The organism is Mesorhizobium sp. M7A.F.Ca.US.006.04.2.1 (genome assembly GCF_004022915.1).
Classification (GTDB): domain Bacteria; phylum Pseudomonadota; class Alphaproteobacteria; order Rhizobiales; family Rhizobiaceae; genus Mesorhizobium; species Mesorhizobium ciceri.
Genome location: NZ_RZQA01000027.1, coordinates 1 through 17,011 on the forward strand (window position 1 = coordinate 1; position 17,011 = coordinate 17,011).

Annotated in this window: 17 protein-coding genes; 10 read left to right on the forward strand and 7 right to left on the reverse strand. The window is 63.4% G+C overall.

Going from position 1 to position 17,011, the window contains the following annotated elements; genetic code table 11:
- On the reverse strand, positions 1-157 hold a 157-nt coding region (locus EN925_RS02975; RefSeq protein WP_164894116.1), incomplete at its 3' end, for an adenylyltransferase/cytidyltransferase family protein.
- A gap of 6 nt (positions 158-163) precedes the next feature.
- Positions 164-1,024 carry a TIGR01459 family HAD-type hydrolase gene (locus EN925_RS02980; RefSeq protein ID WP_063170199.1) on the reverse strand — a complete coding sequence of 287 codons (861 nt, stop codon included), beginning with the start codon at positions 1,022-1,024 and terminating at the stop codon, positions 164-166.
- Positions 1,025-1,254: 230 nt separating this feature from the next.
- Between EN925_RS02980 and EN925_RS02985 the strand changes: the two genes are divergently transcribed.
- Together EN925_RS02985 and EN925_RS02990 are read left to right on the forward strand one after the other, a co-directional pair.
- On the forward strand, positions 1,255-3,240 hold the full coding sequence (locus EN925_RS02985) for a TadE/TadG family type IV pilus assembly protein (protein WP_206526345.1): 1,986 nt from the start codon (positions 1,255-1,257) through the stop codon (positions 3,238-3,240).
- A gap of 131 nt (positions 3,241-3,371) precedes the next feature.
- Positions 3,372-4,004 (forward strand): LysE family translocator, encoded by a 633-nt coding sequence (locus EN925_RS02990; RefSeq protein WP_024504845.1) that lies wholly within the window; start codon positions 3,372-3,374, stop codon positions 4,002-4,004.
- 8 nt (positions 4,005-4,012) lie between these two features.
- Here the strand turns inward: EN925_RS02990 and EN925_RS02995 are convergent, their stop codons facing one another.
- Positions 4,013-4,837: a DUF2189 domain-containing protein gene (locus tag EN925_RS02995; protein ID WP_127369318.1), complete on the reverse strand. Its 825-nt coding sequence runs from the start codon at positions 4,835-4,837 to the stop codon at positions 4,013-4,015.
- 300 nt (positions 4,838-5,137) lie between these two features.
- Between EN925_RS02995 and EN925_RS03000 the strand changes: the two genes are divergently transcribed.
- Complete coding sequence (locus EN925_RS03000; RefSeq protein ID WP_127369317.1) at positions 5,138-6,361, forward strand: TadE/TadG family type IV pilus assembly protein; 1,224 nt, start codon at positions 5,138-5,140, stop codon at positions 6,359-6,361.
- A gap of 251 nt (positions 6,362-6,612) precedes the next feature.
- The gene (locus tag EN925_RS03005) at positions 6,613-7,122 is read left to right on the forward strand and encodes a CAP domain-containing protein (protein WP_032899511.1); all 510 of its coding nucleotides are present in this window, start codon (positions 6,613-6,615) and stop codon (positions 7,120-7,122) included.
- Positions 7,123-7,171: 49 nt separating this feature from the next.
- On the opposite strand, the gene EN925_RS03010 is transcribed toward EN925_RS03005, so the two are convergent.
- The 3 genes from EN925_RS03010 to EN925_RS03020 all read right to left on the reverse strand — a co-directional run bounded on the left by EN925_RS03010 (position 7,172) and on the right by EN925_RS03020 (position 10,667).
- Positions 7,172-8,704 (reverse strand): DHA2 family efflux MFS transporter permease subunit, encoded by a 1,533-nt coding sequence (locus EN925_RS03010; RefSeq protein ID WP_013532370.1) that lies wholly within the window; start codon positions 8,702-8,704, stop codon positions 7,172-7,174.
- A 305-nt stretch (positions 8,705-9,009) separates the two neighbouring features.
- Positions 9,010-10,191 carry an HlyD family secretion protein gene (locus tag EN925_RS03015; protein ID WP_127385626.1) on the reverse strand — a complete coding sequence of 394 codons (1,182 nt, stop codon included), beginning with the start codon at positions 10,189-10,191 and terminating at the stop codon, positions 9,010-9,012.
- Positions 10,188-10,667 (reverse strand): MarR family transcriptional regulator, encoded by a 480-nt coding sequence (locus tag EN925_RS03020; RefSeq protein ID WP_013532372.1) that lies wholly within the window; start codon positions 10,665-10,667, stop codon positions 10,188-10,190. Before EN925_RS03020 ends, EN925_RS03015 begins: the two co-directional genes overlap by 4 nt.
- 195 nt (positions 10,668-10,862) lie before the next feature.
- Between EN925_RS03020 and EN925_RS03025 the strand changes: the two genes are divergently transcribed.
- Genes EN925_RS03025 through EN925_RS03050 form a run of 6 tightly spaced genes read left to right on the forward strand, consistent with a single transcriptional unit; the run spans position 10,863 to position 16,672 of the window.
- Positions 10,863-11,471 (forward strand): CDP-alcohol phosphatidyltransferase family protein, encoded by a 609-nt coding sequence (locus EN925_RS03025; protein ID WP_127388335.1) that lies wholly within the window; start codon positions 10,863-10,865, stop codon positions 11,469-11,471.
- Between the two features lie 48 nt (positions 11,472-11,519).
- Positions 11,520-13,307 carry a bifunctional alpha/beta hydrolase/class I SAM-dependent methyltransferase gene (locus EN925_RS03030; RefSeq protein ID WP_206519301.1) on the forward strand — a complete coding sequence of 596 codons (1,788 nt, stop codon included), beginning with the start codon at positions 11,520-11,522 and terminating at the stop codon, positions 13,305-13,307.
- Between the two features lie 5 nt (positions 13,308-13,312).
- Entirely contained in the window at positions 13,313-14,638 is a 1,326-nt protein-coding gene (locus tag EN925_RS03035) for a phosphatase PAP2/dual specificity phosphatase family protein (RefSeq protein ID WP_128336332.1), read from the forward strand.
- Positions 14,635-15,078 carry a hypothetical protein gene (locus tag EN925_RS03040; RefSeq protein WP_013532376.1) on the forward strand — a complete coding sequence of 148 codons (444 nt, stop codon included), beginning with the start codon at positions 14,635-14,637 and terminating at the stop codon, positions 15,076-15,078. The genes EN925_RS03035 and EN925_RS03040 overlap by 4 nt, the downstream gene beginning before the upstream one ends.
- Positions 15,075-15,737, forward strand: a complete 663-nt coding sequence (locus EN925_RS03045; protein WP_013532377.1) for a lysophospholipid acyltransferase family protein — start codon at positions 15,075-15,077, stop codon at positions 15,735-15,737. The genes EN925_RS03040 and EN925_RS03045 overlap by 4 nt, the downstream gene beginning before the upstream one ends.
- Positions 15,737-16,672: a phosphatidate cytidylyltransferase gene (locus tag EN925_RS03050; protein ID WP_027163212.1), complete on the forward strand. Its 936-nt coding sequence runs from the start codon at positions 15,737-15,739 to the stop codon at positions 16,670-16,672. The genes EN925_RS03045 and EN925_RS03050 overlap by 1 nt, the downstream gene beginning before the upstream one ends.
- 25 nt (positions 16,673-16,697) lie before the next feature.
- Here the strand turns inward: EN925_RS03050 and EN925_RS03055 are convergent.
- The coding region (locus tag EN925_RS03055; RefSeq protein ID WP_164894117.1) for an iron chelate uptake ABC transporter family permease subunit at positions 16,698-17,011 on the reverse strand (314 nt) is incomplete at its 5' end.

Below are 17,011 nucleotides of genomic sequence, written 5' to 3' on the forward strand. Positions count from 1 at the left end.
GGGCCGGCACGCCGCGCCGTCCTGCCTCCGCCGAGGCTCGCTCGAGCACCGCCTGATGGCCGCGATGGACGCCATCGAAATTGCCGATCGCCACGACGCCGCCGCGCAGGTCGGCGGGAAGCGGCGCGGTTGCCAGGATGCGCTGGAAGGCTGCCATCGTCACCTACCGAAGTCTGGGAATGACGGCCACCGGACCATAGCCATGCTTTTCCAGGAAGGCCGCCAATCTTGCCGGATCCGGTTGCAGGGCATCGCCATAGTCGCGGGCATGGATACCGCCGGAGACATAAAGAACATCGAAGCCATTGTCGGCGGCGCCCTTCACATCGGTCATCATGCCGTCGCCGATGGCCAGCACCTGGCCGCGCTCGACCGGCTGGCCAAGAATCTCGGCAACCTCCTTCATCGCGAGATTGTAGATCGGCGCGTAAGGTTTTCCAGCGATCAATGTGCGGCCGCCGAGCTGGGCATAGTCACGCGCCAGCGCGCCGGCACACCAGATGATGCGTTCGCCACGTTCGACCACGATGTCGGGATTTGCGCAGATGAAAGGCAGGTTCCTGGCGCGCAGCCGCCGCAGGAGCTCCGCGTAATCCTCGGGCTTCTCGACCTCGTCGTCGAACAGGCCGGTACAGACGACGCCGGACGCCTCGAACTCCTCGACAAGCTCGACGTCGAGACCTTCATAGAGGGTGAAGTCGCGGTCGGCGCCGATATGGAAAATCTTGCGCGGCCCTTCGGCGATCAGATCCCGGGTCACGTCGCCTGAGGTAACCACCCGGTCGTAGGCTGACGGTGGAACACCGATCGCGTTCATCTGCGCCACTACATCGGCACTTCTGCGCGGCGAATTGGTGATCAGGACGACGGGGATTTTCGCCTCTCGAGCCCTTGCCAATGCGGAGGCTGCCACAGGGAAATGCGTTTCGCCATTATGGACCACCCCCCAGACGTCGCACAGGATTGCCGAATAGGCCTTCGACACGTCTTCGAGCGAGCCGATGATTTCAGGCGAATCCGCCATGCCGTTTCCTTCAGTCATGATCGTTGCGACCGCCACGACAGACGGTTCGCCGCAGCCGGTTCGGATTAGCCGAACCATTCCGGCCTGTCACCAGCTTTCGCCAGGCACGATTGGTTAGCGGTTGGTGAAGCGCTGCCCCGGCAATAGAGCGATTTGCCAAACCCGGCCTTCAGCGTTTTGTGGAAAGCTGGCGTCGATCGAGAATCCGCCGGCGGGGGCCGCTCCAAGACATGCATGGACTTTGGCGTCAGTTCTGCCGCGACCAACGCGGCAACTATGCTCTCATGACGGTCGTCGCGATGGTTCCGCTGATGGGCGCCCTGGCAATGGCCGTCGACTTCACCGAGATGAGCCGCGAAAAACAGGCGGTTTCGAACGCGCTCGATGCCGCAAACTTCGCCACGGCGCGCCGGCTGACGGAGGGTGCCACCGACGACCAGTTGCGGGCCTATGCGCTCGACTTCTTCAATGCCAACCTCAACAAGATCAACCCCGCCAATACGACGCTCACCGTCACCTTGCCAAGCAACACCACCGGCGGCGGCTTGCTCAAGATGACCGCGCGGCTTGACTATAAGCCCTATTTCTATCCGGTCTTCGGCCAGCTCGTCGGCAAATCCGAAACCGACGCCAACCAGAGGATCAGCTTCAACATCACCTCGGAAGTGCGGCTGAAGAACACTCTTGAAGTCGCCCTGGTACTCGACAATTCCGGGTCGATGACCAAGACCGGAACGGGCTCGGGGCAAACGCGCATCGACCTTCTCAAGACCGCGGCAAAACAGCTGGTCGACACGCTGGCCCAGCAGGCGGCAATGATCAAGCAGGTCGACAGGCCGGTGCAGTTCGGCCTCGTGCCGTTTGCCGCCTCGGTCAATGTCGGGCCCGGCAACGGCAATGCGCCCTGGATGGATACCGAAGGCCTGTCGCCGGTATCGAACGAGAATTTCGACTGGTCGACGCTGAACGCAGCCGACAAATACGCCCAGCAGACCAACGGCATCTGGTACAAGCGCGGCACCGGATGGGGAACCGACGAAGGCCAGATGCTGACCCGGTTTTCGCTCTATCGCGACATGAAGGTCGTCACCAACCATGAGCGTGTCGTCAACAGCAAGCGCGTGGTGTGCGACGAATACAACCCGAACAACACCTGCAAACGCGACCACGACGAATACGACTACATCGACACCTATGGCCCGTTCGCCAGTTGGCAGGGCTGCGTCGAGGCCAGGCCTTATCCCTACAATGTCAACGACGCGGCGCCTTCCGGCGGCTCGGCGAACACCGGCATAGGGGTCGGCGATCCGGCGACGATGTTTGTGCCGATGTTCGCCCCGGACGAACCCGGCAACCATTGGAGGCTCACCCAGGATCCCGACGAGGCCGCGCCGACGACCTATGGCGCCATCAACAGCTGGTGGAATGACGACCCGACGAGCAGCACCGGCCAATCCCGGCTGCGCAACATGTCCAAATATTTCCAACCGAGGCCGATCAATGCGCCGGCGCTGGCCGCCGGCAACGGGCCGAACTACAGCTGCTCCACCAACCCGATCACGCCGCTGACCGATGTCAGCGTTACCACTGGGCTTACCGCGATCAAGGCCGCGATCGACCTGATGAAGCCCGATGGCGGCACCAATGTTCCCGAAGGCATGGCCTGGGGTTGGCGGGTGGTTTCGAGCGGCGAGCCGTTCACGCAAGGCCGCCCGGAAACCGAGAGAGGCAACGACAAGGTCGTCATCGTGCTGACCGACGGCGCCAATACCTACTACACGCCGTCCTCGCTCAGCCATTCCGACCCCGCCGATTCGAAATCGACCTATGCGTCCTTCGGCTATCTCAACCCAGGCTACAACGGCACTTCGGTGGGCCGCCTGTTCATGGGCACATCGAGCGCCATTGGCCAGTTCGACTATTCGAACGGCAACTACACCAACGCGCTCAACGAGCAGATGGCGACGCTTTGCAACAACGCCAAGGCAGCCAATATCATGGTGATGACGGTGGCGCTCGACCTGTCGACGACCAAAACCGCCGATCAGCAGGCGATCGAGGCGCTGAGATCCTGCTCGTCGAACTCGCGCTTCCGCAAGGATCCAACGGACGCGAGCAAGCCGGCAAAACTGTTCTGGAATGCCACCGGCGCCAGCTTGTCGAACGATTTCAAGGAAATCGGCAACGAATTGTCGAACCTGCGCATCGTCGGCTGATCCTCAGGCTTCGGGGGCTGGCTGGAACAACGGCTGGCGCCGCCATGCACTTGCGCGCGCCTCCCGGGACAGGCACATCTTGGCCGCCTGCCGGATCGCGCGTCCATTCGCGGCGCGCTGGGGAAGAACAGATGCCCGAAACAGCCAATCATCTCGCCTTCGCGCTGGTCTGCCTCGGCATGGTGCTGACGCCTGGCCCCAACATGATCTATTTGATCTCGCGTTCCCTGTCGCAGGGGCCGAAGGCGGGGCTCATCTCGCTTGGCGGCGTGGCGCTCGGCTTTGTCTTCTATGTACTGGCGGCGGCATTCGGCATCACCGCGCTGCTGCTCGCAGTGCCCTACGCCTATGATGCGCTGCGCTTTGCCGGCGTGCTCTATCTCCTGTGGCTGGCCTGGCAGGCGGTGAAGCCGGGCGGACGCTCGCCATTCGAAGTGCGCGAATTGCCGAGGGACCGGCCGCGCAAGCTTTTCGCCATGGGCCTGATGACCAATCTGCTCAATCCGAAGGTGGCCGTGCTCTATCTGTCGCTGTTGCCGCAGTTCATCAGCCCTGGCAAGGGTCACGTCCTGTCGCAGCTCCTGGTGCTCGGCGCGACACAGATCTCGATCAGCCTCAGCGTCAATGCCGTCATCGCGGTGACGGCCGGTTCAATCGCCACCTTCCTCGCCGGACGGCCCTTGTGGCTGGTCATCCAGCGCTGGATGATGGGAACCGTGCTGGCGGCTCTCGCGCTGAAGATGGCGACCGACGCGCAGCGCTGAGAGCTAGCCTACATCGGTCGCCTTATCTGCTGTGCCCGCTCCGGCTCGACCACCTTGCGGTAGAGATGCCAGGTGGCATGGCCGAGCACCGGCATGACGACGGCGAGCCCGGCAAACAGCGGGATCGAACCGATCACCAGAAGCACGGCGACCAGCAAGCCCCACAGCGCCATTTGCAGCGGGTTGGCCATCACCGCCCGGGCCGAGGTCTCGATGGCTGAGACGGCGCCGACGTCGCGGTCGAGCAGCAGCGGGAAGGCAACCACAGTGGTGGCCAGCACGATTACGGCAAAGACTAAGCCCGCGGCATTACCGGCAAGGATCAGCGTCCAGCCCTTACTGGTGGTCAGCACGTCGCGGATGAAGCCGCCGATCGAGGCCGGCGGCTGGTCTCCGAACAGGCCAGTGTAGATCGATTGCGCGGTGTAGAGCCACAACAGGAACAGCGCCACCAGCATGACGCCAATGACGGCGATCGACGGGATCGCGGACGAGCGCCGGACATCAAACGCGTGCCGCCAGGAGGTGTTCATGCCGAGCTCGCGCCGGCGGCTGATCTCGTAAAGGCCGAGCGCCGCAAACGGCCCGACCAGCGCGAAACCCGACATCAGGGGATAGATGAGCTGGATGGCATTGGCGCCGGACGTCCACTGCGTCAGGATCAGGCCGACGATGGGATAGATCAGGCACAGGAACACGTAGTGCGATGGTTTTGCCCAGAAATCCTCGAACCCGAGACGCAACGCATCCCAAAGGTCCGACGTGGTGATGCGGCGCACCGCCGGCTGCACATGCATTCCACGTGCGTCCGCCATGACATGAAAGCCGGCCATAACCTTCCTCCCGTGTGTCGGGGCGGTCACCGCCTGGATGGCCGCCAGCGCTGCCATTTCAAGATCGAGAAGCATGATAGCAGAGTTGGCGGCGATTGTCGCCGGGTCAATGGCCTGGGGAGCAACTCCTCGTTGTGTTCAACTCTCCGTATGGCCTCTCATATGGCGTACCTTGGCAGACCTTCGTTTTGGCCAATCATTGTGCTGCATTTTAGCATTTACGCATTTTAGCATTTACTTAAATTACTCGTAGGGATCCCTGGCGTATCACCTGAGCTTTACGAGTTTCGGTGAGGGACTATGTTCGCATTGAAAGCCTTCTGGTCTTCGGAGCGCGGCAACTTTGCCATAACGACCGCCGTCGCTATGCTGCCACTAATGATTGGTTTGGCCGGCGCCGTCGATCTGATCGGCACGAGCCATGACGCCTCGCAACTCCAGAACTCGCTGGACGCGGCTGGGCTCGCCATCGGCACGAAGTTCTCTCCCGATATGGCGGCTGGCGATGTCCAGCAGCTTGGGCTGCAGTTCTTCGCCGCCAATATGAGCGCGGCCGACCAGCAGGAATATTTGGGCAGCGTCTCCGCTTTCGCGGCAACGGCAAGCGGCAGTCCAAGCGCCTACTTTATCTCGCTGTCGTCCAGCATAAGCCGCCCAAGCTTCATCAGCGCCTCGGCCCCCTGGCAGGCCTACCGCTCGGCCTCGGTCAAGATAAAACCTGGCGCACAGGCCTGCGTGCTGGCGCTCGATCCGCATGCGTCCGCCGCCGTGAACCTGCAGGGCTCAACCAACGTCTCGATGGACAATTGCGTGATCGCGGCGAACTCGGACGCGTCGGATTCCGTCAACAGGGGTGGTTCCGCACTGGTTTCGGCCGGCTGTGTCTCAACCGTCGGCGGCACCAGCGGGCTGTTGCCACCCAGCGCCAGTCTCGCCTGCGGAACGCCGCACGAACATAGGTACGCGTCCTTTGATCCATTGGCCGACGTCGTTCCTCCCCCTTACACATTGTGTTTGCCTGTCCCGAACGGCAAAACCTACACGCTGTCGCCCGGCACTTATTGCGACAAGACATTATCGGGGAACATCACGCTTAATCCGGGCGTCTACATCATGCGCGGCACCACCATAAAGCCAGGGGGAAACGGCAGCCTGACTGGCCAGGGCGTGACCATTTTCCTCATGGAAAGCGCTCAGATCTACATAAATGCCAATGAGAAGGTGAACCTTTCCCCGCCCACCAGCGGCCCTTATGCTGGTATCACCATTTTCCAGGATCACGGCAACACGTCTGCCCTGACATTGAATGGTGGCGCAAATTCCGTGCTCAGCGGTTTCATCTACGCGCCGGACGCGCCCATTTCCTACGCCGGCAACTCTGATATGAGCGCCCAGGGCGACTGTCTCAGGCTTGTCGGCAATACGATACAGATGACCGGGAACTCGTCCGTCAAGTCCGACTGCGCGGCGGCGCTTGGAAATCGCACAATGTATGCCGATCGGATGATCACTCTGGTGAAATGAGAGACAACCTGACGTGCGGCGGCGCCAGCGGTAGCGTTGAGAAAAATGGCGATAACGCACGGCCGGATCGGTTTCGATGCGAGGCGCAATCCGGCCAGCCTGGGATAGGCAGCGCCGTCGATCGCCTGGTGAAACTCCGCCCAGCATGCCACGCCGATCAGCGTTGTACCGGCCAGCGTCAGTCTGTCGCCCCCTCTCCGATTTTCGCCGCCCTGCCCGGCAAAAGCCATGATCGCCATTATCTCAGGGGCATGACCATAGCGAAAATCGAAACCCACCCGATCCCGAAGCTGAACAGGCGCATGGTGCTGACCGGCCTCGCAGCCCTGGCGGGGCTCGCCGCCTGCAGCACCGTTTCACTGCCAACCGGTGAAGGCGCCGGGGTCTCCTCCTCCGCCACCAGCACGCTGGCCAGCATCCGCGCCTCGGCCGGGCTCGCGCCGCTGGTCCCCGACCGGCAGCTCGAACAGGCCGCCCTGCAGCAGGCAGGCTATATGGCGCAGCGCCGCCGCATGAGCCACACCACCGGCTGGGGCAAGGATTTCGCCTCGCGCGTCAGGGACAATCGAATTTCCGGTGCCGCGGCGGAGAACATCGCCGAGGGTCGTTTCGACCTCGAGAAGCTGTTCGACATCTGGGTGCATTCACCAGGCCATCGCCGCAACATGCTCGACCCGCGCTTCACACGCTTCGGCCTTGCCTATGTGCGCGACGGCAGCGACAGCAAGCTCCGTTACTGGAGCCTCGTGCTCGGAAAATAGGAAAACGTGCCGGTTCGGTGCGCCACACCCAAGACGATTTGATGGAAAGCTAGTCCATATGCGCCGCCGGCGCGCCGCCGGCTGGTGCCTGCTTCGGCTTGCGCAGCAGGAAAACAAACGGGATGGCAAGCAGTGTCATCACCATGAGTATTTTGAAGTCGTTGACGTAGGAGATCATCATGGCCTGGAGATTGACCATGCGATCGACCTGCGAGAGCGCCGTTGGATCGCCGCCTGCGGCCGCCGGCGAAACAGCCCACAGATTGGGGTTGAACGGATTGATGAAGGCCGAAAGCTCGGCATGGTTGATCTGCGTGTTGCGCACCATCAACACCGTCACGACCGACACGCCGATCGACGAGCCAAGATTGCGCACCAGGCTGAACAGAGCCGTGGCATCGGTGCGGAAGCGCACGTCAAGCGTGGCGAAGGCGACGGTCGACAACGGCACGAACACCATCCCCATGCCCAGGCCCTGGATGACGCCGGAGCTGATGATCAGCCAATTGTCCATCTGCGGGGTGAAGCTGGACATGGTGTAGAGCGACTGCGCGGTCAGCAGGAAGCCGATGACGACGAGGATCCTGGCGTCAATCCTGCTCATGAGCCGCCCGACGACGAGCATCGAGATCATGGTGCCGACGCCGCGTGGCCCCATGACGATGCCGATGGTGACGGTCGGATAGCCGAAGATGGTCGACAGCATCGGCGGCAGCAGCGACATGCTCGCCAGGATGAGCACACCCATGACGAAGATGAATGCCAGCCCGGTCACGAAATTGCGGTCGAGGAAGATCTTGGGATCGATGAAGGGGTGCTCGGCCGTCATGGTGTGAATGATGAACACCCAGAAGCCGGTGAGCGAAAGACCAAGTTCGATCCAGATCTCCACCGAGGAAAACCAGTCGACCTCGCCGCCGCGGTCGAGCAGCAGCTGAAGCGCGCCGACGCCGAGCGATATCATGGCGAAGCCGAAGAAATCGAAGCCGCGCACGCGCCGCGCGATAGCCGGCAAATAAGCGGCCATACCGAGAAAGGCGACGATGCCGACCGGCAGATTGATGAAGAACACCCAACGCCAGTTGAAATTCTCGGTCAGCCAGCCACCGAGTGTCGGGCCCAGAATCGGACCCAGCATGATGCCGGCGCCCCAGATGGCCATCGCCTGGCCATGGCGTTCCCTGGGATTGATGTCGAGCAGGAAGGTCTGCGACAGAGGCACGATCGCGGCGCCGAACACGCCTTGCATCAGCCGGAAGAACACCATGGTCTCCAGGCTCCAGGCGATGCCGCACAGCATCGAAAACACGGTGAAGCCGACCACCGCCGTCAGGAACAGTTCCTTGCGGCCGAAGCGATCGGCCAGCCAGCCGGTGACCGGCGTCATGATGGCGGCGGCAACGATGTAGGAGGTCAGCACCCAGTTGATGTTGTCAGGCGAGGCGCCGAGATCGCCGGTCATGGTCGGCAGCGCGACGTTGGCGATCGTCGTGTCGAGCGCCTGCATGATCGTCGCCAACATGAGCGCGACCGTGATCAGGCCGCGATGCGGCACTTCTTTGAAGGGTTCGGGCGTGCTCATGGCGTGGAACTTCCAGCAGGTAACAAAAACGTGTACAAGGGGTTTCCGGGCGGCAACGCCTTCGGTTGAGAGACCCTCGTCGCGGTGGGACGCGATTGTCGATGTGGGGGTTACATCGACTGAAAGTCTCTGATGAGCGGATGCCTGCCGCCCGGAAACATGAGGACCGACGGGTCCGCGTCGGAGATTTCAGATTCGGCCAGGCCGCACCGCGGCAGCACCCAAACGCTGATCCTTCCAGCTCCTCCCATCAGACCAATCCTGCTATTCACCTCTGCCGCTGGTCCTGCGGCATTCTGTTGACGTTACTGCGCGGCCTCGCCGGCCGTGGCGTGACCGAAGATCGAAGGCAGGCCACGCGCCACGCCGGTGTCGACGGTAACGGTGGCGCTCATGCCGGTGCGCAACGCCATCTTGGCGTCCGTATCGGTCAGTTCGAGACGAACCGGGATGCGCTGTGTGACCTTGACCCAGTTGCCGGTGGCATTCTGGGCCGGCAGCAGCGAGAACTCGGCTCCCGTGCCGGCGCCGATCGCCTTGACCGTCGCCTCGAAGGTGCGCCCCGGATAGGTGTCGACCACGATCTCGGCCTTCTGACCGGGCTTCATGTGGGTGAGCTGCGTTTCCTTGAAATTGGCATCGATCCAGGTGTCGCCGGTCTCGACCAGCGAAAACAGCGGCGTGCCGGAACCGACATATTGGCCGACCTTGAACGACGAGGCCTGGCTGACGATGCCGTCAGCCGGCGCCTTGACCGTGGTCTGCGCCAGGTCGTAGGCGGCCTTGTCGCGCGCGGCGAGCGCGGCCATCACGGTCGGATGTTTGTCGGTTTCGATGTCGGGATTGCCGCCAAGGGCTGCCTTGGCGCTGATGATGCCTTGCTCGGCAACGGCCAGCTGCTGCTTGGCCTTGTCGAGATCGTTCTTGGCTTCGTCCAGCGACGATTTGGCGTTGATGCCCTTCTGGGCAAGATCGGCGGCGCGGTCGAACTGCGACTGGGCGAAGGCGACCTGGCTGGCATCGGACTTCTGCTGAGCCATCGACTGGCCATAGGCGGCGCGCAACTGCTCGACATTGAGACGCGCGCCCGCCACCGCCGCGTCGGCCTGAGCCAACGCGATCCGGTAGGGCTCGGGGTCGATGGCAAACAGCTCGTCACCCTGCTTGACCAGCTGGTTATCGAAGATATCGACCTTGACGATGCGGCCGGCCGTGTCGGAAGCGATCGATACCTTGGCCTGCTGCAGATTGGCGTTCTCGGTCTCCTGATAGCGGCCGCCGGTAACCCAGACATAGCCGCCGCCAACAGCCAATGCCGCAGGCAGCGCGACCATCAGCAGGAAGCGGCCCAGCCGGCGCTTTTTCTTCACCGGCGCCGGAGCCGGCTGCACCGGGGGAGCAACGGTCGCCGGGGCCGCGGCCGGCTGCGCCGGCGCTTCCATTTCCAGTTCGGTCACTTTCTCGTCTATCTTGGCTACCGCGTTCATGCTGCTGCGCCCTCTGTGTTCTTCACTTTTTCAATGGACGGCGTCTCGTCGTCGGTCAGGTTGCGGACCATCGCCTCAAGTCCCTCGACGAGGACGCGACGGGCTTCCGGTTTCACGCCGACCAGCGATTCCTCATAGACTTCTCCGGCAATGCTCTTGATCACGGCGTAGGCATCGCTTGCCTTGGGCGTCAGGAAGATCATGCGGACGCGGCGATCGGCAGCGTCGGAACGACGCTCGATCCAGCCTCCCTCCTCCATGCGGTCGACCAGGCGCGAAACGCTGATCGGCTCGATTTCGAGAAGTTCGGCCAGCCGCGCCTGCGCGACACCGTCTTCCTTGGCAACGCGGACCAGAAGCCGCCATTGCGCCGAAGAAAGCCCCAAGCCACTGGCCCTCGCCTCGAAGCGCTTGCGCATCAGGCGCTGCACGTCGTGGATCAAGAAGCCCAATCTGTCGATGCCATCGGAAACCATGAGCGAGATATATAATAAGCGTGCTCACTATTCAAGATGCCGCAGTGCACACAAAGCCGACAAATGTGCATGACAGCTTTGCCGGGCAAATCATGGTTATCGATTTGCGAACGCATGATGGCCGCGCCGCCTCTCCGCTGGTCGCGTCTGGCATATTGATGTACAGCCGCTGAACAGGATCGGGGGATCAACGCAATGCCGACGCTTTACGCTCTCAAGCCGGCCTTCCAGGGTCGACTGCGGCCGCTGGTCAATCGGCTGGCGGCTATCGGGGTCACCGCAAACAGCATAACCATCCTGGCGGCCGCGATGTCGATAGCCGCCGGCGCGGCCATTGCGATCCGGCATGAATGGCGCTGGCTGCTGTTGCTTATCCCCGTGGTGATGTTCGTGCGCATGGCGCTGAATGCCGTGGACGGCATGCTGGCGCGCGAGCATGGCCAAGCCTCGACGCTCGGCATGTATCTGAACGAGTTGGGCGATGTCGTTTCGGACCTCGCGCTGATTCTGCCTTTTGCCGTCTTTCCGGAATTTGGCGCATGGGGCGTCGTCGCCTTCGCAATATCGGCGGCGCTGACCGAGTTTGCCGGCGTGCTCGGCATCGCCGCCAAGATCGGCCGCAACTATGCCGGGCCGTTCGGCAAGAGCGACAGGGCGCTGGCGCTTGGCGTCGTCGCCGTGCTGTGCGCCGCAGGGCTGTGGCCGGTATCGATCGCGCCATTTGTGTTTCCGGCCATGGCAACGCTTTCGCTGCTGACCGCCATAAACCGGATACGCGCCGGGCTTATTGGCAGCGCCAGCTGAGCATCGAGGCTCGCAATGCCGCCAGTGGGGCCGCCAGAGGGAAAGACCATGATGCACGAACCCATCGCGGCCGCGGTCACGGAAAGCCTTGCGCGGCAAGCGCAGGAGCGGGTCTTCCGCAGCCATGACGGGACGGAGATCTTCTACCGCTTCTGGCCGGCGGCTTCGGCCGATGCCAAAGGCGCGGTGGTGCTCTTCCATCGCGGCCACGAGCATGGCGGCCGCATGGCCCATCTCGTCGATGAATTGCGGATGCCGGACCACGCCTTCTATGCCTGGGATGCCCGCGGCAATGGCCGTTCGTCCGGCGAGCGCGGCTATGCCCCGTCCTTCTCGGCGCTGGTGCGCGACATCGACTGCTTCATGCGCGAGATCGCTGAAAGGGATGGCTTCGCCACGCGCGATATCGCGCTGATCGCGCAGTCCTTCGGCGCCGTTCTGGCCGCCGCCTGGGTGCATGACTATGCGCCGAAGCTGCGCGCCATGGTGCTGGCCTCACCGGCCTTCTCGGTAAAACTCTACGTGCCCTTCGCCAAGGAGGGCATAGCGCTCTGGCAGAAGATCAAGGGCGGCTTCTTCGTCAATTCCTACGTCAAGGCGAAATTCCTGACCCATGATCCAGTGCGCATCGCCTCTTTCGAGAGCGATCCACTGATCACGCGGCCGATCGCTTCCAACATCCTGGTCGAACTCTATCAGCACGCAGCCCGCATCGTCACTGACGCCCGCGCCATCACCGCGCCGACGCAGCTTCTGCTTTCGGGCAGCGATTGGGTCGTGCGCCACGGCCCGCAGCACGAGTTCTTCGTCAATCTCGGCAGCCGCATCAAGGAACGTCATGTGCTACCGGGCTTCTTCCACGACACGCTGGGCGAACGCGACCGGGCAAAGGCCCTCGACCTGATCCGGCCGTTCCTGGCCAGGCAGTTCGCGGCACCGGATGCGCCGGTCGACCTGAAGCAGGCGGACATTGCCGGCTACACACGCGACGAGGCCGACCGGCTTGCTTCACCGCTCGCTTTGATGTCGCCAAAGGGTCTCTATTGGGCATTCAGCCGCGCCTCCATCCGCATGGGCGCCTGGGTTTCCCAAGGCATGAAGACCGGCATTGCCACCGGCTTCGATTCCGGCTCGACGCTGGATTATGTCTACGAAAACGACGCGCGCGGACTTACGCCCCTTGGCCGCGTCGTCGACCGTGTCTTCCTGGAAGCTATCGGCTGGCGCGGCATCCGCCAGCGCAAGCTGCATCTCGAAGAACTGATCGGCTCTTGCCTGGCAACGCTCAAGACCACTGGCCGGCCAGTGCATATTCTCGACATCGCCGCCGGCCACGGCCGCTATGTTCTCGATGCCATCGTGAAGAGCCCCGACCAGCCGGCGAGCGTGCGTCTGCAGGATTATTCCGACCTCAACGTGCAGCTTGGCCGCAAGCTGATCACGGAGCGGCAATTGCCGGCTGACGTCACGTTCCAGCGCGCCGACGCTTTCGATGCCGACATGCTCGCCAACGCCGATCCGGCGCCGGACCTCGCCATCGTTTCCGGCCTCTACGAGCTATTCTCGGACAATGCGATGATCGCCCGCTCGCTCGGTGGATTGGCCAGCGCCATGCAGCCGGGCAGCCTGTTGCTCTACACCAACCAGCCTTGGCACCCGCAGCTCGAGTTGATCGCCCGCAGCCTGACCTCGCATCGCGGCGGCGAGGCCTGGGTGATGCGCCGGCGCACGCAAGGCGAAATGAACCAGCTCGTCGAAGCCGCCGGTTTCGAAAAGCTCGACCAGCGCATCGACCAATGGGGCATCTTCACCGTCTCGCTCGCGCGGCGCCGCTGAGCAGCATGGTGTCATCGCCTGCATCCGTGGCGCGTGCCGAACCCTATAGCCGGGTGGTCGTCAGGGCAGCCCTGTGGCTGGCCTTCCTGGCGCCGTTCTTCTATCTCAGCTACGGCTTCGCCAACTGGCTGGCGTCGCGGCGCGACGATGTCGGCAGTATCGTGTTCTCGTGGGAGCACGGCATCCCGTTCCTCGCCTGGACCATCGTGCCCTATTGGTCGATCAACCTGTTCTACGGCCTGTCGCTGCTGCTCAACAACGACAGGCAAGGGGTCGACCGTCTGGCCGGACGCTATCTCACCGCGCAAATCGTCGCCGTTATCTGCTTCATCCTGTTCCCGCTGACCGCTACATTCGTGCGACCGGCGACGACCGGCCTGCCGGGCTTCCTGTTTGCCGTGCTCGGCGGTTTCGACAAGCCGTTCAACCAGGCGCCCTCGCTGCATATCGCCCTTTTGGCGATCATCTGGGATCATTGGCGCCACCGGCTCGGCGGGTTGCTCCTGCCGCTCTGGCATGGCTGGAGCTTCCTCATCGGCGCCTCGGTGCTGACGACCTGGCAGCATCACTTCATCGACATCCCGACCGGCGCGCTGCTCGGGTTCTTTGCGCTGTGGCTGTTTCCGCGCAGCGGCGCATTGCCGTTTGCAGGCTTCCGGCTGACCAACGATGCGAAAGCGCGGCGGCTGGCGCGGTTCTACGCGCTGGGCGCCGTCCTCGCGCTGGCCGGTGCCGCGCTCGGTGCCTTCCTTTGCGCTGTCGCGCTCTTCCTGCTTTGGCCGGCGCTGGCGCTGGCCATCGTCGCCTTCGCCTATGCTGGCGCAGGCGAAAAGGTGTTCCAGCAATCCGCCGATGGCACCATGACGCTTGCAAGCCGTGTCCTGCTCTTGCCTTATCGCCTCGGCGCCAGGGCAAACATATGGGCCTGGACGCGCAATCTTGCCCCCCAGGTGGCGATTGCCGAAGGTGTCTTTCTCGGGCGCTTTCCCACGGCAAGCGAGGCCAACAGCTTCGGCACGGTCATCGACCTCGCCGCCGAACTCGAAAAGCCGGCGACAACCGATTGCCGCTGGATCAGCTTTCCGATGATCGACCTGTTGCCGCCGCCACTGGCGATACGGCAACAGGCAGCCGGCGCGCTGGAGAATGCACGCCGCGACGGCACCGTCCTGGTGTGCTGCGCGCTCGGCTTCCAGCGCAGCGCCGGCGTCGTCGCCGAATGGCTGGTGGCGACCGGCAGGGCCGGGACGCCAGCGCTCGCCCGCGAGATGCTCGCGGCCGCCGGCCGGCCGATTCATCTTGCAGAGGCTACGGGGCGGGCGGCGTCATGACAGGCAATACCTATCAGGACCGCACCGACCGCTTCGCCGGCATGCTGATGCGACAGGCCGCGTGGCCGGCCGCAATCGTGCTGGCCGCAAATGTCCTTGCGCCTCTAGCCGCATCGGCGCGCGGTGCCTTCGAGACCTTGCCCGCGGCCATCGCTTTGTCGATCGCCGCCGCGAGCGCGGTTGCGGTGCTGGCGCTGTCGGCATTGCTGGCATTCGACGCGCTGCTGTTCCGACTGATGGCGAGCCATGACGACGAAGCTTCCGGCGGTGCCGCGGTGGATGACATGTTGGCGCGCATGCGCCTGAAACCGGCTCCGTTCGCGACACGCTTGCTCGATGACCGCATGGCCGGCACAAGCCGCTTGCTGTTCAAGCAGCGCGCTGCCCTGGCTCTGTTCGCCGCAGCGCTTCTGGCGGCAGGGTTTTGGGCGCCGCGATGAACAAGCTTTCGCTCAAGACCTTCACCTTGCTGCAGACGGTAACCTCCGTCGGCCTGTCGGCTCTGGCCCGGATGGTGACCGGGGTGCGGCCGATCTGGAACGGCAGCCTGCCCTCCGAGCGGCAGCGCATCTATTTCGCCAATCACACCAGCCATGGCGACTTCATCCTTTTGTCGGCCTGTCTCAGCGAAAGGGAGCGCGCGATCACCCATGCTGTTGCCGCAGGCGAATATTGGGGGAAGTCGCGGCTGCGCCGCTTCATCGCGCAGGACATGTTGTCGTCCGTGCTCATCAACCGGCAATGGACGAGACCTGAGGAAAACCCCATCGAGATCATGCTGTCGGTTCTCGACCAAGGGCACTCGCTTATCCTGTTTCCCGAGGGCACCCGCAACATGACAGACGAGCCGCTGCTGGCGTTCCGCTCCGGGCTCTACAATCTGTCGACGGCGCGGCCTGAGGTCGAGCTGATCCCGTGCTGGATCGAGAACATGTCGCGCGTGCTGCCCAAGGGCCAGTTCCTGCCGGTGCCGCTGCTGTGCCGCGTCGTTTTCGGCGCGCCTGTCGCGGTTGGCCCGGGCGAAGAACGCCGCGCCTTTCTCGAGCGCGCCCACGCCGCGCTTCTGGCGCTCAACCCGCGTCCCGAGCGAGACGATTGATGCGCCACGAGATCTCCATCCTGATCATCGGCCTGCTGGCGGTTTTGACCACCGCCAGCATCGTCGCCACCATCCTTTCGGCGCGAGCGCCGAAGCCGCTGAGCTCGACGCTTGTCAATCTCACGCAGCGCATCAACGCCTGGTGGGTGATGGTGGCGCTGATGACGGTCGCCTTCTTCTTCGGCCGTTACGGGATGACCATCCTGTTTGCGCTGATTTCCTTCGCCGCGCTGCGCGAATTCGTGACGCTGACGCATACGCGCCGCAGCGACCATTGGGTGCTGCTCGGCATGTTCGGCATCATCATCCCGTTTCAGTACTGGCTGGTGTGGACCGCCTGGTATGGGCTCTTCGTCATCTTCATTCCGGTCTACTGCTTCCTCTTGATGCCGGCCATCACGGCGCTGCATGGCGACACCGAACGCTTCCTCGAGCGGATCGCCGCGCAGCAATGGGCGGTGATGATCTCGGTCTATTGCGTCAGCCACGTCCCCGCCCTGCTGACACTCGACGTGCCAGGCTTCGAAGGCCGCACCTTGCTGCTGATCGCCTTCCTGATCATCGTCGTGCAAGGCAGCGACGTGCTGCAGTACATCTTCGGCAAGCTGTTTGGTAAACACCGGTTTTCGCCGAACGTCTCGCCGTCGAAAACCTGGGAAGGGCTGATCGGCGGATTGGTGTCGGCGAGCCTGCTCGGCGCGCTGTTGTCGTTCGTGACGCCCTTCTCGCCGCTGCAGGCGGCAGCCGTGGCCTTCGTCGCCTGCTCGATGGGATTCCTAGGCGGGCTGGTCGCCTCGGCCATCAAGCGCGACCAGGGCGTCAAGGACTGGGGCCATCTCATCGAAGGCCATGGCGGCATGATGGACCGCACCGACAGCCTGGTCTTCGCCGCCCCGGTGTTCTTCCACATCGTGCGCTATTTCTGGACCGTGTGATCCGGCGACCGGTTGCCAAACGCGCTCAAAGCCGGTTGCGGATCAGCATGGTGACGACGAAGAACGCACCGACCGAGCTGGTGATGATGCCGATCGGCAGTTCCTGCGGCGGCAGCAGCGTTCGGGCCAGAAGATCGCTGGCCAGCAAAAGCACCGCGCCGAAGACGGCGCAGCTGGCAACCAGGCGCAGATGCAAGGGGCCTGCCAGCGGCCGCGACAGATGCGGGATCATCAGCCCGACGAAGCCGATGACCCCGGCGACAGAGACCAGGATCGCCGTCGAGAAGGCGGCGACGAGAAACGTCATTCGGCGCATGCGCGCCACTGGCACGCCAAGGC